Genomic DNA, 13,671 nt, shown 5'->3' on the forward strand with positions numbered 1-13,671 from the left:
GGTATGAGCACACCTGAAGATCTCTTTGATTCGGCATACCAGCGCGCGGCTCCGGAGTTCGAGGGCTTCCGGCCGCCGTGGAGCATCGACGAGCCGCAGCCTGAAATCGCCGCACTCATCGAGGCGGGCAAGTTCCACGGCGACGTCCTCGACGCCGGCTGCGGGGAGGCGGCGGTCTCGCTGTTCCTCGCCGAGCGTGGCGTCACCACCGTCGGGCTGGACCTGTCGCCGACGGCGATCGAGCTGGCGCGCGCCGAGGCCGCCAAGCGCGGCGTGACCAATGCGACCTTCGAGGTCGCCAACATCAGCGACTTCGGTGGCTACGACGGCCGGTTCGGCACCATAGTCGACTCGACGCTGTTCCATTCGATGCCGGTGGAGCTCCGCGACGGCTACCAGCGGTCGATCGTGCGGGCGGCCGCGCCGGGCGCGTCGTACTTCGTGCTGGTCTTCGACGCGGGCGCGATGCCGGCCAACGGGCCCGCGCATCCGGTGACTGCCGACGAATTGCGTGCTGCGGTCGAGCCGTACTGGGTGATCGACGAGATCCGCCCCGCGCGCATCCATGCCAACGTGCCCGAGGGCATGGCGACGATGGTCGAGTTCGCCGGCGGCGATCTGCGGGACGAGGCAGGCGGCCGCAAATCGATGCCGGCGTGGCTGTTGTCGGCGCACCTTGGCTGATCAGCGGCGTGTCGTAGGCTGACGGCGTGGAACTACTACGCCATGTAGTCGTCTTGGTGCACATCGTCGGGTTCGCCGTCACCTTCGGCGCGTGGGTGGCCGAGGCAGCGGCGCGGCGATTCCGGACCACGCGGACCATGGACTACGGCCTGCTGGTCTCATTGCTCACCGGATTCGCGCTGGCGGCACCGTGGCCGGCGGGAATTGTCTTGAACTACCCCAAAATTGGGGTCAAGCTAGCGCTGCTGGTCGTGATCGGTGGCCTGCTGGGCATGGGCAATGCGCGGCAACGGCGCACCGGTGAGCCCGTCCCGCGTCCGGTGTTCGTCGCGGTCGGGGTGTTGTCGCTGGCGGCGGCGGCGATCGCCGTGCTCTGGTGACCCGCACCAGCGATAACCCGGGAAATCGCAGGCTTCGCCGATAAGGCAGGATGGAAGTGCCGTCCCGAATGTCGCCGGGATGGCACTCTCATGCCAGGAGCCCGACTATTTCGGAGGAGTCTGATGGGGGAGACGGCGACGCATTCGCAGGAACTGCGGCCGCATTTCAACAGGGTGGTGCTCAAGCTCGGCGGGGAGATGTTCGGCGGTGGGTCGGTCGGGCTGGATCCCGACGTCGTCGCCTTGGTCGCCCGCCAGATCGCCGAAGTGGTGCGCAGCGGTGCGCAGGTCGCGGTCGTGATCGGTGGCGGAAACTTTTTCCGCGGCGCCCAGCTGCAGCAGCGCGGGATGGAACGCACCCGGTCGGACTACATGGGAATGCTCGGCACCGTGATGAATAGCCTTGCGCTGCAAGATTTTCTGGAGAAGGAAGGCATCGTCACCCGGGTGCAGACCGCAATCACCATGGGTCAGGTCGCCGAGCCCTACATCCCGTTGCGCGCGGTGCGCCACCTGGAGAAGGGTCGCGTGGTGATCTTCGGCGCAGGCATGGGGCTGCCGTATTTCTCCACCGACACCACCGCCGCGCAGCGCGCCCTGGAGATTCGCGCCGACATTGTGCTGATGGCCAAGGCGGTCGACGGGGTCTTCACCGCCGACCCGCGGACGGACCCGAACGCGGAGATGCTCACCGAGATCAGCCACCGCGAGGTGATCGACCGCGGCCTTCAGGTTGCCGACGCCACCGCGTTCAGTTTGTGTATGGACAACGGCATGCCGATCCTGGTCTTCAACCTGCTGACCGACGGGAATATCGCCCGGGCGGTCGCAGGTGAGAAGATCGGAACTCTGGTCAGCTGAGGAAGGCGCACATGATTGAAGAGGCTCTCTTCGATGCCGAAGAGAAAATGGAGAAGGCCGTCGCGGTCGCCCGTGATGACCTCTCGTCCATCCGGACCGGACGGGCCAACCCCGGCATGTTCGCGCGTGTCGTCGTCGACTACTACGGCTCACCGACTCCGATCACGCAGCTGTCGAGTGTGAACGTTCCCGAGGCGCGGATGGTCGTCATCAAGCCCTATGAGGCCTCGCAGTTGCGCGCGATCGAGGACGCCATCCGCAACTCCGACATGGGCGTCAACCCCACCAACGACGGCAACATCATCAGGGTGTCGATCCCGCAGCTGACCGAGGAACGTCGCCGGGATCTGGTCAAGCAGGCCAAATCCAAGGGCGAGGACGCCAAGGTGTCGGTGCGCAACATCCGGCGTCGCGCGATGGAAGAACTGCACCGCATCCGTAAGGACGGCGAGGCCGGCGAGGACGAGGTCGGCCGCGCGGAGAAGGATTTGGACAAGGCCACTGCGACCTACGTCGGCCAGGTCGACGAATTGGTCAAGCACAAAGAAGGCGAGCTGCTGGAGGTCTGATGACCGCTCAGCAACCATTGCCTGTGGCAGACACCGAATCCGGCGCACCCGGTCCCGCGCCGGAGAAGAAGACCTCTCGCGCCGGCCGCGATCTGCCCGCTGCCATCGCCGTCGGTGCAGCGCTGGGCGCCATGGCGATCGGCAGCCTGCTGTTCGCGCCGAAGTGGTGGCTCCCGCTGCTGGCCATCGCCATCGCCATCGCCACCCACGAGGTGGTGCGCCGGCTGCGCGAACACGGGTACGTGATGCCCGTCGTGCCGCTGCTGGTCGGCGGCCAGGCGATGATCTGGCTGGCGTGGCCCTGGGGCGTCCCCGGGACGCTGGGCGCCTACGGCGGCACGATCGTGGTCGCCATGGTGTGGCGCCTGCTCGGCCAAGGCCTGCGCGAACAGCCGGTCAACTATCTGCGTGATATCGCCGCCACCGTCCTGCTGGCCACCTGGGTGCCGTTGTTCGCGAGTTTCACCGCGCTGCTGATCTTCCAGGACAACGGCGGTGCCCGGGTCTTCACCGTGATCGCCACCGTCGTGTTCGCCGATATCGGCGGCTACACCGCAGGCGTGCTGTTCGGCAAGCACCTGCTCGTGCCGGCGATCAGCCCGAAGAAATCCTGGGAGGGCCTCGGTGGCTCACTGCTGTTCGGCATCGCCGCGGCGGTGTTGTCGGTGACCTTCCTGCTGGGCAAGCCGGCCTGGGTCGGCGTGCCGCTCGGGTTGATGCTGGTGGTCACCGGCGTGCTTGGCGACCTGGTCGAGTCCCAGGTCAAGCGCGACCTGGGCATCAAGGACATGGGAACGCTGCTTCCGGGCCACGGCGGGATCATGGACCGCATCGACGCGATGCTGCCCGCGGCGGTCGCTGGTTGGATCGTGCTGACGCTGCTGGCCTGATCCTGGCCCGCCGTGCGGGATACTGGACCTAATGAAACAAGAGCTGGTCTTCGAGGCGCCCCGGCGTGCGATGCCGCCGCGCCATCTCGCCGACCTCGACGCCGAGGGTCGCGCGGCCGCGGTCGCCGAGCTCGGGCTGCCGGCGTTTCGCGCCAAGCAGCTGGCCCAGCAGTACTACGGGCGGCTGCTGGCCGACCCCCAACAGATGACCGATCTGCCGGCCGCGGTGCGCGACACCGTCGCCGACGCGCTGTTCCCGAAGCTGCTGTCGGTGGCCAAAGAGATCGAATGCGACGCGGGGGAGACCCGAAAGACGTTGTGGCGCGCCCACGATGGCACCACGTTCGAGTCGGTGCTGATGCGCTACCCGAACCGCAACACGGTGTGCATCTCGTCGCAGGCCGGCTGCGGGATGGCGTGCCCGTTCTGCGCGACCGGCCAGGGTGGGCTGACCCGCAACCTGAGCACCGCCGAGATCCTTGAGCAGGTGCGGGCGGCGGCGGTGACGTCGCGCGACGAGTTCGGTGAGCGGCTCTCCAACGTGGTGTTCATGGGGATGGGCGAGCCGCTGGCCAATTACGGGCGGACGCTGGCGACGGTGCAACGCATCATCGCCGCGCCGCCGGAGGGCTTTGGCATCTCGGCCCGGTCGGTGACGGTGTCGACCGTCGGACTGGCACCGGCGATCCGCAAGCTCGCCGACGAGCATCTGGGCGTGACGCTGGCGGTGTCGTTGCACACGCCCGACGACGAACTGCGCGACACCCTGGTGCCGGTGAACAACCGCTGGAAGGTCAGCGAGGTTCTCGACGCGGCCCGCTACTACGCCGCTGCGACCGGCCGGCGGGTGTCGATCGAGTACGCGCTGATCCGCGACGTCAACGACCAGCCGTGGCGAGCCGACCTGCTGGGCAAGAAGCTGCACAAGGCGCTCGGACCGCTGGTCCACGTCAACCTGATCCCGCTCAACCCGACGCCGGGCAGTGAATGGGATGCCAGCCCGAAGCCGGCCGAACGCGAGTTCGTCCGCCGGGTCAAGGCCCAGGGGGTGTCGTGCACGGTGCGGGATACCCGCGGACGTGAGATTGCGGCGGCCTGCGGTCAGCTCGCCGCAGAAGGCTAACCCTCGCCCAAACCGACGATTCGCAGCGTAAGTGCGAGTAGATCGCGACAGAACGTCGATCTCGACGCAGAAAGAACTAGCGGATCCAGCCGCGGCGACGACCCCACCAGTCGCGCACGGTGGCCGCGAAGACCAGCACCGCGAACACGATCAGCACGTAGTCCTCGACGTGGCCGACGTGGTTGCCCTTCAGCATCGCCAACAGGAAGAGGGTGATGAAGATGCCGACACCGTGCCAGGTGCGCGGGGTGATCTTGCTCCAACCCCAGGCGGCCGAGGGTACGTCGCCGGGGTCGACTTCTGTGTAGCGCTCCACCTCGGTGCTGACCATTGCGGCTCCTGTCGGACTCAGATCGGCAATCGCCGTAATTCTGGCACACGCACCCGGCGCGAGCTCAGCCGATCTCGCCGTAGCGCCGCAACGCGTCGGCGCGCTCGGCTGCGTGATCGACGATCGGCTCCGGATAACCGGCGGGCCGGCCCCCTGTGAGCTTGTGGACGTCGGCGCCGGCCAGTTCGGGGTCGGCGAGCTCGGGTACCCAGCGCCGCACGTAATCGCCCGCGGGATCGAACTTCTGGCCCTGTGCGGTCGGGTTGAACACCCGGAAGTACGGCGCCGCGTCGGTCCCCGACCCGGCACACCACTGCCAGCCGTGCTGGTTACTGGCCATATCGCCGTCCACCAGCTGCTCGAGAAACCACCGGGCTCCCCATTGCCACGGCAGATGCAGATCCTTGACCAGGAACGACGCCACGATCATCCGCACCCGGTTGTGCATGAAGCCGGAGTCGCGCAGCTGTCGCATCCCGGCGTCGACGATCGGATAGCCGGTGCGGCCGCGCTTCCAGGCCTCGAACAACGCGTCGGCCCCCGCGCCGGTGTCGACGTCGATGGCGTCGAACTTGCGGTTCCAGTTCGACCACGCGCTGTGCGGCCACTGGTGCAGCACCGCGGCGTAGAAGTCGCGGAACGCCAGCTCCCGCAGATAGGCCCCCGGACCGTTGGCCTTGAAGTTCAGATCGGCGGCCATCGTCCGGGGATGGATTGTGCCGAACTTCAGATGTGCCGACATGCGGCTGATGCCCGGCTTGTCCGGGCGGTTGCGGTCCTCGGCGTAGTCGGCCAGGCCGGAGTCGACGAACTCCGCCCACCGATCCCGGGCGGCGGCCTCACCGGCCTCGAGGTCCAGGTTGGCGCCCGGGTCGGGGGCGTCCACCCGGAACTTCGACGACAATCCGGCCGGGTCGATCCAGCTCACCGCCGTCGTCGCCGACGGTGCGGGTGAGCGCCAGCCCATTTCGCGCCACCTCGCCAGATACGGCGTGAACACCTTGTAGGGGGTCCCGTCGTCCTTGGTGACACGGCCGGGTGAGACGAGATACGGCGATCCGGTGGCCCGCAGCTCCGCACCCGCGTCGGCCAGCGCGGCGGCGACCGCCTCGTCGCGCCGCACCCCGAACGGGCTGAAGTCGGCCGAGACATGGACCTCGGTGGCGCCGGTCTCCTTACACAACAAGGGAATTCGTTGTTCGGGCCGCCCGCGGGTGATCAGCAGCCTGCCACCGAGGGCCTCGGAGAGCTCGCGCAGCGAATCGCCGAGGAACTGCAGCCGGCGCGGACCCGACGATGTCTCCAGCCGCGGATCCAGCACGAAGCAGCCGAGCACCTCGGCCCCGTCGGCGGCCTCCACCAGCGACGGCAGATCGTGCAGGCGCAGATCGCGACGAAACCACAGCAGGGTGGACGGCATGTTTCTATGCTGCCCTGCCTGGGCATCGGATACCCAGACGAAAAGAGGCTCCCGTGGCTACCGAGCATCACGCAGGACTGCAGAAGACGCTACGACTGCACTCGGTCGTGCTCTTCGGTCTGGCCTACATGGCGCCGATCATCGTGCTGGGCATCTTCGGCGTGATCGCCGAGAAGTCGAACGGCGGCAGTGCCGGCTCCTATCTGCTGGCCACCGTGGCGATGTTGTTCACCGCATTGAGCTACGGCCTGATGGCGCGCCACTTCCCGGTGGCCGGCTCGGCCTATACCTACGTGCGCAAGGCCCTGGACGCTCGGCTGGGATTTGTTGTGGGCTGGGCGATCCTGCTCGACTATCTGTTCCTGCCCCTGGTGATCTGGCTGATCGGCGGTGCCTATCTGTCCGGGCAGTTTCCCGGGGTGCCGTCCTGGGTGTGGATCGTCGCGTTCATCGTGATCACCTCCGCGCTCAACATCATCGGGCTCAAGGTCGCCGACCGCACCAACTTCGTGTTGATGACCTTCCAGCTGCTGATCCTGGCGCTGTTCGTCGTGTTCACGATCGTGCACTTGGTGTCTGACTCCCAAACCCTGGTGTCCACAACACCTTTCACCGGCGCCGGCGGATTCGGGGCGATCGCGGCCGGTGCCGCCGTCGCCGCGTATTCGTTCCTCGGCTTCGATGCGGTCAGCACCCTGACCGAGGAGACTCACGACGCGCCGCGGACCATCCCACGGGCGATTGTCATCGTCGCGCTGGTCGGTGGCGCCATCTTCGTGATCGTCTCGTACTTCGTCACGCTCGTGTCGCCTGGCGGTTCGTTCGAGAACTCCGATTCACTGGCCAACGACATCGCCAAGACCATCGGCGGCAGTGTGTTCGGGGCGGTGTTCCTGGCGGGGCTGATCCTCGGCCAGTTCACCTCGGGTCTGGCGGCTCAAGCCGCTGTCGCCAGGCTGCTCTACGCGATGGGCCGCGACGGGGTGCTGCCGCGGCGCGGTTTCGCGCTGATCATCGAGCGGTTCCACACCCCGGCGTTCAACATCGTCCTGGCCGGCATCATCGGTCTTGGCGCAATTTTCCTCGACGTCGCCACATCGACCTCGTTCATCAACTTCGGCGCGTTCACCGCGTTCACCCTGGTCAACGCTGCTGTCATCGGTTATTTCGTCCGGCACCGCGCCGATTCGCTGAATCCCTGGCGCTATGTCGTGCTGCCCGCGGCCGGCGTCATCATCGATATCTATCTGCTGACCCAACTCGACTCGCGGGCGCTGATTCTGGGCTTGAGTTGGCTGGGGCTGGGCATCATCTACCTGCTGGTCCTCACCAGGGGATTGACCCGCAAGCCGCCGGAGCTCTCCGCGATTGACGAACCCGGCTGAAATTAGCGGCACAATTGATGGGTGACCCCCGCCAACCGACTCCGGATCCTGATCCTGGGCAGCACCGGTTCCATCGGAACCCAGGCGCTGGAGGTCATCGCCGAGAACCCGGACCGCTTCGAAGTCGTCGGGCTGGCCGCCGGTGGCGCAAACGCCGACCTGCTGGCCCGCCAGCGTGCCGAGACCGGTGTGACCAATATCGCCGTCGCCGACCCGGGGGCCGCCGAGCGGCTCGGTGAGGTCACCTACAGCGGGCCCGACGGCGTCACCCGGCTGGTCGAGAACACGCAGGCCGACGTCGTGCTCAACGCCCTTGTCGGTGCGCTGGGGCTGCAACCCACCCTGGCCGCGCTGGCCAGCGGTGCCAGGCTGGCGCTGGCCAACAAGGAATCGCTGGTCGCCGGGGGACCGCTGGTGCTCAAGGCCGCTCGTCCCGGCCAGATCGTGCCTGTCGACTCCGAACACTCCGCGCTGGCCCAATGCCTGCGCTCCGGCAGCGCCGACGAGGTCGCCAAGCTGGTGCTCACCGCCTCCGGCGGGCCGTTCCGCGGCTGGTCGGCGGCCCAGCTCGAGCCCGTCACTCCCGAACAGGCCGGTGCCCACCCCACCTGGAGCATGGGCCCGATGAACACGCTGAACTCGGCGTCGCTGGTCAACAAGGGTCTGGAACTGATCGAGACGCACCTGCTGTTCGGCGTTGCGTACGACCGCATCGAGGTCGTGGTGCACCCGCAGTCGATCGTGCACTCGATGGTGACGTTCACCGACGGCTCCACGATCGCCCAGGCCAGCCCACCCGACATGAAGCTGCCGATCTCGCTGGCCCTTGGCTGGCCGGACCGGGTGCCGACGGCGGCCACGGCCTGCGACTTCACCAAAGCCTCCACCTGGGAGTTCGAGCCGCTGGACGCCTCGGTTTTCCCCGCCGTCGACCTGGCCCGGCACGCCGGACGGACCGGCGGCTGCCTGACCGCGGTCTACAACGCCGCCAATGAAGAAGCCGCCGCGGCCTTCCTCGACGGCAAGATCGGGTTCCCGGCGATCGTGCGAACAATTGCTGACGTCCTGCACGCCGCCGACCAGTGGGCCGCCGAACCCGCTACCGTGGAAGAAGTACTTGACGCGCAGCTATGGGCACGGGAACGGGCCCGTGCGGCCGTCACACAGGAGGTCGCTTCAATCCGATGATGTTCGTTATCGGCATTGCGCTGTTCGCACTCTGCATCCTCATCTCCGTGGCACTGCACGAGTGCGGCCACATGTGGGTGGCCCGCGCCACCGGAATGAAGGTGCGCCGCTACTTCGTGGGCTTCGGCCCCACCCTGTGGTCGACCCACCGGCCCAACAAGCTCGGCACCACCGAGTACGGCGTCAAAGCCGTCCCGCTGGGTGGCTTCTGCGATATCGCGGGCATGACCTCGGTGGAGGAACTTGCCCCCGACGAGCGCCCGTACGCGATGTACAAGCAGGACACCTGGAAGCGAGTCGCGGTGCTGTTCGCCGGACCGGCAATGAACTTCATCATCGGCCTGGTGCTGGTTTACGGGATCGCCGTCATCTGGGGCCTGCCCAACCTGCATGCCCCGACCAGCGCCGTCGTCGGCGAAACACAGTGTGTCGCATCGGAAGTCACCAAGGGCAAGCTCGGTGACTGCACTGGCCCCGGCCCGGCCGCACTGGCCGGCATCAAGCCCGGCGACGTCGTCGTCAAGGTCGGCAACTCGCAGGTGAAGAACTTCGACGAGATGGTCACCGCCGTGCGCGGCGCTGCCGGCCCGACGCCGTTCGTCGTGCAGCGCACCGAAAACGGCGCCACCCGCGAATTCACGACCACCGTCGACGTCACCCCCACCCAGCGCTACGCGGCCAAGGAAAAGGGCAGCGAGCCCGTCCCCACCAGCGTCGGCGCCGTCGGTGTCGGGGCCGCCATGTTCCCGCCCACCCAGTACAACCTGCTGACCGCGGTGCCTGCCACCTTCAGCTTCAGCGGTGACCTGGCCGTCGAACTCGGCAAGTCGCTGGCCAAGATCCCGACCAAGGTCGGCGCGCTGGTTCACTCGATCGGCGGCGGCGAGCGCGACCCCGAAACGCCGATCAGCGTGGTGGGAGCCAGCATCATCGGCGGCGACACCGTCGACCACGGGTTGTGGGTGGCGTTCTGGTTCTTCCTGGCCCAGCTCAACTTTGTGCTCGGTGCGATCAACCTGGTGCCGCTGCTGCCCTTCGACGGCGGCCACATCGCGATCGCCCTGTTCGAAAAGCTCCGCAACGTTCTCCGATCGGCGCGCGGCAAGGTCGCCGCGGCGCCGGTGAACTACCTCAAGCTGATGCCCGCCACCTACGTGATCCTCGTCGTGGTGGTCGGCTACATGCTGTTGACCGTCACAGCCGACCTGGTCAACCCAATCCGACTGTTCCAGTAGTCGGCCCGCATCGTGGAGATGAAATCGTGGAGATGAACCAGTGACTTCCATAGGCCTGGGCATGCCGGCCCCGCCGGCGCCGGTATTGGCGCCCCGGCGAAAGACTCGTCAGCTCATGGTGCGCGACGTCGGCGTCGGCAGTGACTCCCCGATCTCGGTGCAGTCGATGTGCACCACCAAGACTCACGACGTCAACACCACCCTGCAGCAGATCGCCGAGCTGACCGCCGCCGGCTGCGACATCGTCCGGGTGGCCTGCCCGCGTCAGGAAGATGCCGATGCGCTGGCCGAAATCGTCCAGCACAGCAACCTTCCGGTGATCGCCGACATCCATTTCCAGCCCAAATACATCTTCGCCGCGATCGACGCCGGCTGCGCGGCTGTGCGAGTGAACCCCGGCAACATCAAGGAATTCGACGGCCGGGTCGGCGAGGTCGCCAAGGCGGCGGGCGCGGCGGGGATCCCGATCCGCATCGGCGTCAACGCCGGCTCGCTGGACAAGCGCTTCATGGAGAAGTACGGCAAGGCCACCCCGGAGGCGCTCGTCGAGTCCGCGCTGTGGGAGGCCTCGCTGTTCGAGGAGCACGGCTTCGGCAACATCAAGATCAGCGTCAAGCACAACGACCCCGTCGTGATGGTGGCCGCCTACGAGCTGCTGGCCGAAAAGTCGGACTACCCATTGCATCTCGGCGTGACCGAGGCCGGCCCGGCGTTCCAGGGCACGATCAAGTCGGCCGTCGCGTTCGGGGCGCTGCTGTCCCGCGGGATCGGTGACACCATCCGGGTGTCGCTGTCTGCCCCGCCCGTCGAAGAAGTCAAGGTCGGCAACCAGATCCTGGAGTCGCTGAACCTGCGGCCGCGTGGGCTCGAGATCGTGTCGTGCCCGTCCTGCGGGCGCGCCCAGGTCGACGTCTATGCCTTGGCCAACGCGGTGTCCGCGGGGCTCGACGGGCTCGACGTGCCGCTGCGAGTGGCGGTGATGGGATGTGTCGTCAACGGTCCGGGCGAGGCCCGCGAGGCCGACCTCGGGGTGGCGTCGGGCAACGGCAAGGGCCAGATCTTCGTCAAGGGTGAAGTCATCAAGACGGTGCCCGAGGCGATGATTGTCGAGACGTTGATCGAAGAGGCGATGAGACTTGCCGACGGGCAACGCGGCACGGACGCATCTGCCAGCGGTTCACCGGTGGTCACCGTAAGCTGATGGCGTAAACCCGCAGGGGTTTTTGCAACCCGCAGAAAGAATCCGCCATGTCGGCTCCGCCACTGTTTCGTCTGGCCGACGAACGACGGGTCTCAGTCGTGCGCGATGCCGCGGCGGTGGGCCGGGTATTGGCCGACGATCCGGTCGGATCCTGCATGGTGGCCGCGCGGGTGGCCGATCACGGTGTCGAGCCGCAGGCCATCGGGGGAGAGCTCTGGACGCGACGTCGCGCCGAGGAATCGCTGTGCTACACCGGGGCCAATCTGATCCCGTTGCGCGGTGCGCAGGCTGACTTGCATGCGTTCGCCGATAAGGCGATGAGCACCGCGCGACGCTGTTCGTCACTGGTCGGCCGGGCCGATCTGGTGCTGCCGATGTGGGACCGCCTGGAGCAGGCCTGGGGTCCGGCCCGCGATGTGCGCGATCACCAACCACTGATGGCGCTCGGTGTGCCACCGGTGTCCCGGGTCGACCCGGCGGTGCGCCGGGTACGGGTCGACGAGCTGGACGCGTATCTGGTGGCGGCCATCGACATGTTCATCGGCGAGGTCGGGATCGATCCGCGGATCGGTGACGGCGGTCGGGGATACCGGCGCCGGGTCGCCAGCCTGATCGCGACGGGTCGCGCCTATGCCCGCTTCGAGCACGGCCAGGTGGTGTTCAAGGCCGAGGTGGGTTCGCAGTCGCCGGCGGTCGGTCAGATCCAGGGGGTCTGGGTGCATCCCGAGTGGCGCGGACGCGGGCTGGGCACGGCGGGCACCGCGGCCGTCGCCGCCGCGGTGGTCGACAGCGGGCGGATCGCGAGCCTCTATGTCAACAGCTTCAACACGGTCGCGCGGGCGGCTTACGCGACGGTCGGCTTCGCCGAGGTCGGGATGTTCGCGACCGTCTTGCTCGACTGACCCCGAGTTAATTTGCTCGATCCGAGGCGAGCCCCCGCGCTCTCGGCTTAATATCGCTCAAAATTCGCGGTGTTGGGTCGGGGGGTCCAAATGCGGTGGTCTCGTACTTCACGTCGGTTCGGATTCGGTGCGTTGATGGCGCTGGGGTTTGGCGTCTCGATCACCACGGGGTGCGCCGTCGCGGCTGCGGACAGTTCGCCGGCCTCATCGCCGGCCTCCTCGCCTTCCACGTCCAGCTCCGCCCACGCGCGGCAATCCGTTGGCGCACCTGCGACTTCGCACGCGAAAAAGGTGACGGCAGGCAGGCGGTCCGCGCCATCGGTGGCAGCCAAGACGTCGACCAAGGCAACCGCCACCAAAAGCGCATCGGCACAGGGCAATCCGCTGGCGTTCCTGAATTCCATTGCCCGACAGGTGCAGGTCACCTTCTTCAACCGGACACCGACCGTCTCGTACGACGCGTCGAAGAACGTCGTCAACGACAACGGCACGATCACCGGACAGGTCATCGGCAACGACGCCGACGGTGACACCCTCACGTACACAACGAGTAATCCGGTCAAGGGTGGAACCGTGGTGATCGACAGCAGCGGCAATTTCACCTTCACGCCGGGGCCGGATTTCGTCGCCAGCACCGGCGACCTGTTCACCGCCACCGTCAGTGATGCCGCCAGCGGATTGCACTTTCATGGGCTGATGGGCCTGCTGGTTCCCGGGTGGGGGTCGACTGCCCGGGTCAGCGCCAAGGTTCTCGGAACGCCCACGCCGCCTGTCGATTCGGGAGGCGTCGGAACCTGGGGTAAGCCGACGCGATCGGCATACTTCACCGACTCGTCGGTGCTGTCGGACTGGTGGGTGTACTCCGGCAAGACCCAGCACGGGAATCGCACACCGAACGCGATTTCGTTCGCCGATGGCGTCATGACTATCACCGGTGACGCCGACGGCAACGACGCGGGAATCGCGTGGGGGCCGGGCCAGAAGTATGGCGCGTGGGAGGTCCGGCTCAAGGTGCCGCCGGGTGCGCCCAACTACGATCCCGTGCTGCTGCTGTGGCCGGATGCCGAGAACTGGCCCACCGGCGGCGAGATCGACTTCATGGAGATCTGGGGCGACGGGGCCCGGCAGGCCGTGAATTCGGTCTTGCACTACTCGTCGACCAACCAACAGGCCGGCGCGACGATGGCGGTGGACGCCACGCAATGGCATACCTACGCGGTGAGTTGGACGCCGACTCAGATCACCACCTACGTCGACGGCACGCCGATCTTCACCACCTCCGATGCCGCGACGTTCCCGCCGGGCCCCATGCACCTGGCGATCCAGCTGGACATGCTGGGCGCCGATATCGGCGCGGGCGCTCAGATGCAGGTCGCGTGGGTGAAGGAGTACTCGCTGGCGTCGGTCATCTGACGGCTGCGACCGCCGAACGTCGAGTTGTGGTCGGCGAAACCAGGGATTGGCCGCATCAAGTCGACGTTCGGCTCCGGGCGACGGTGCGC

15 protein-coding genes are annotated in these 13,671 nt (G+C 67.2%); 12 read left to right on the forward strand and 3 right to left on the reverse strand.

The window, feature by feature from the left end:
- The first annotated feature begins 3 nt into the window (after positions 1 to 3).
- From SLQ31_RS10695 to rlmN, 6 genes are all read left to right on the forward strand, one after another.
- Complete coding sequence (locus tag SLQ31_RS10695; protein ID WP_319432126.1) at positions 4 to 684, forward strand: class I SAM-dependent methyltransferase; 681 nt, start codon at positions 4 to 6, stop codon at positions 682 to 684.
- A 26-nt stretch (positions 685 to 710) separates the two neighbouring features.
- Positions 711 to 1,064, forward strand: a complete 354-nt coding sequence (locus tag SLQ31_RS10700; protein ID WP_319432128.1) for a Fe-S protein — start codon at positions 711 to 713, stop codon at positions 1,062 to 1,064.
- 123 nt (positions 1,065 to 1,187) lie between these two features.
- Positions 1,188 to 1,925 carry a UMP kinase gene (gene pyrH / locus SLQ31_RS10705; RefSeq protein WP_319432130.1) on the forward strand — a complete coding sequence of 246 codons (738 nt, stop codon included), beginning with the start codon at positions 1,188 to 1,190 and terminating at the stop codon, positions 1,923 to 1,925.
- Positions 1,926 to 1,936: 11 nt separating this feature from the next.
- Positions 1,937 to 2,494, forward strand: a complete 558-nt coding sequence (gene frr / locus SLQ31_RS10710; RefSeq protein WP_319432132.1) for a ribosome recycling factor — start codon at positions 1,937 to 1,939, stop codon at positions 2,492 to 2,494.
- The gene (locus SLQ31_RS10715; RefSeq protein ID WP_319432133.1) at positions 2,494 to 3,384 is read left to right on the forward strand and encodes a phosphatidate cytidylyltransferase; all 891 of its coding nucleotides are present in this window, start codon (positions 2,494 to 2,496) and stop codon (positions 3,382 to 3,384) included. Before frr ends, SLQ31_RS10715 begins: the two co-directional genes overlap by 1 nt.
- A gap of 31 nt (positions 3,385 to 3,415) precedes the next feature.
- Positions 3,416 to 4,507: a 23S rRNA (adenine(2503)-C(2))-methyltransferase RlmN gene (rlmN, locus tag SLQ31_RS10720; protein WP_319432135.1), complete on the forward strand. Its 1,092-nt coding sequence runs from the start codon at positions 3,416 to 3,418 to the stop codon at positions 4,505 to 4,507.
- Between the two features lie 76 nt (positions 4,508 to 4,583).
- Here the strand turns inward: rlmN and SLQ31_RS10725 are convergent, their stop codons facing one another.
- Together SLQ31_RS10725 and SLQ31_RS10730 are read right to left on the reverse strand one after the other, a co-directional pair.
- Positions 4,584 to 4,838 carry a DUF2631 domain-containing protein gene (locus tag SLQ31_RS10725; RefSeq protein ID WP_319432137.1) on the reverse strand — a complete coding sequence of 85 codons (255 nt, stop codon included), beginning with the start codon at positions 4,836 to 4,838 and terminating at the stop codon, positions 4,584 to 4,586.
- A gap of 64 nt (positions 4,839 to 4,902) precedes the next feature.
- Complete coding sequence (locus SLQ31_RS10730) at positions 4,903 to 6,258, reverse strand: deoxyribodipyrimidine photo-lyase (protein WP_319432139.1); 1,356 nt, start codon at positions 6,256 to 6,258, stop codon at positions 4,903 to 4,905.
- 53 nt (positions 6,259 to 6,311) lie between these two features.
- On the opposite strand from SLQ31_RS10730, the gene SLQ31_RS10735 reads away from it, so the two are divergent.
- The 5 genes from SLQ31_RS10735 (at position 6,312) to SLQ31_RS10755 (ending at position 12,169) form a co-directional block, all read left to right on the forward strand.
- Complete coding sequence (locus SLQ31_RS10735) at positions 6,312 to 7,643, forward strand: APC family permease (protein WP_319432141.1); 1,332 nt, start codon at positions 6,312 to 6,314, stop codon at positions 7,641 to 7,643.
- Positions 7,644 to 7,664: 21 nt separating this feature from the next.
- Positions 7,665 to 8,831 (forward strand): 1-deoxy-D-xylulose-5-phosphate reductoisomerase, encoded by a 1,167-nt coding sequence (gene dxr, locus SLQ31_RS10740; protein WP_319432143.1) that lies wholly within the window; start codon positions 7,665 to 7,667, stop codon positions 8,829 to 8,831.
- The gene (locus tag SLQ31_RS10745) at positions 8,828 to 10,066 is read left to right on the forward strand and encodes a M50 family metallopeptidase (RefSeq protein ID WP_319432145.1); all 1,239 of its coding nucleotides are present in this window, start codon (positions 8,828 to 8,830) and stop codon (positions 10,064 to 10,066) included. Before dxr ends, SLQ31_RS10745 begins: the two co-directional genes overlap by 4 nt.
- Positions 10,067 to 10,127: 61 nt before the next feature.
- Positions 10,128 to 11,267 (forward strand): flavodoxin-dependent (E)-4-hydroxy-3-methylbut-2-enyl-diphosphate synthase, encoded by a 1,140-nt coding sequence (gene ispG, locus SLQ31_RS10750; protein WP_319433025.1) that lies wholly within the window; start codon positions 10,128 to 10,130, stop codon positions 11,265 to 11,267.
- 47 nt (positions 11,268 to 11,314) lie between these two features.
- Entirely contained in the window at positions 11,315 to 12,169 is an 855-nt protein-coding gene (locus SLQ31_RS10755; protein WP_319432147.1) for a GNAT family N-acetyltransferase, read from the forward strand.
- Positions 12,170 to 12,216: 47 nt separating this feature from the next.
- Here SLQ31_RS10755 and SLQ31_RS10760 read toward each other — a convergent pair whose 3' ends face one another.
- A complete protein-coding gene (locus SLQ31_RS10760; protein ID WP_319432148.1) occupies positions 12,217 to 12,501 on the reverse strand; it encodes a hypothetical protein in 285 nt (94 codons plus the stop codon).
- Between SLQ31_RS10760 and SLQ31_RS10765 the strand changes: the two genes are divergently transcribed.
- A complete protein-coding gene (locus SLQ31_RS10765) occupies positions 12,491 to 13,582 on the forward strand; it encodes a family 16 glycosylhydrolase (RefSeq protein ID WP_319432150.1) in 1,092 nt (363 codons plus the stop codon). The genes SLQ31_RS10760 and SLQ31_RS10765 overlap by 11 nt on opposite strands.
- The last annotated feature ends 89 nt before the right edge of the window (positions 13,583 to 13,671 follow it).

The sequence above is a fragment of the Mycobacterium sp. RTGN5 genome (genome assembly GCF_033804465.1).
Lineage (GTDB): Bacteria > Actinomycetota > Actinomycetes > Mycobacteriales > Mycobacteriaceae > Mycobacterium.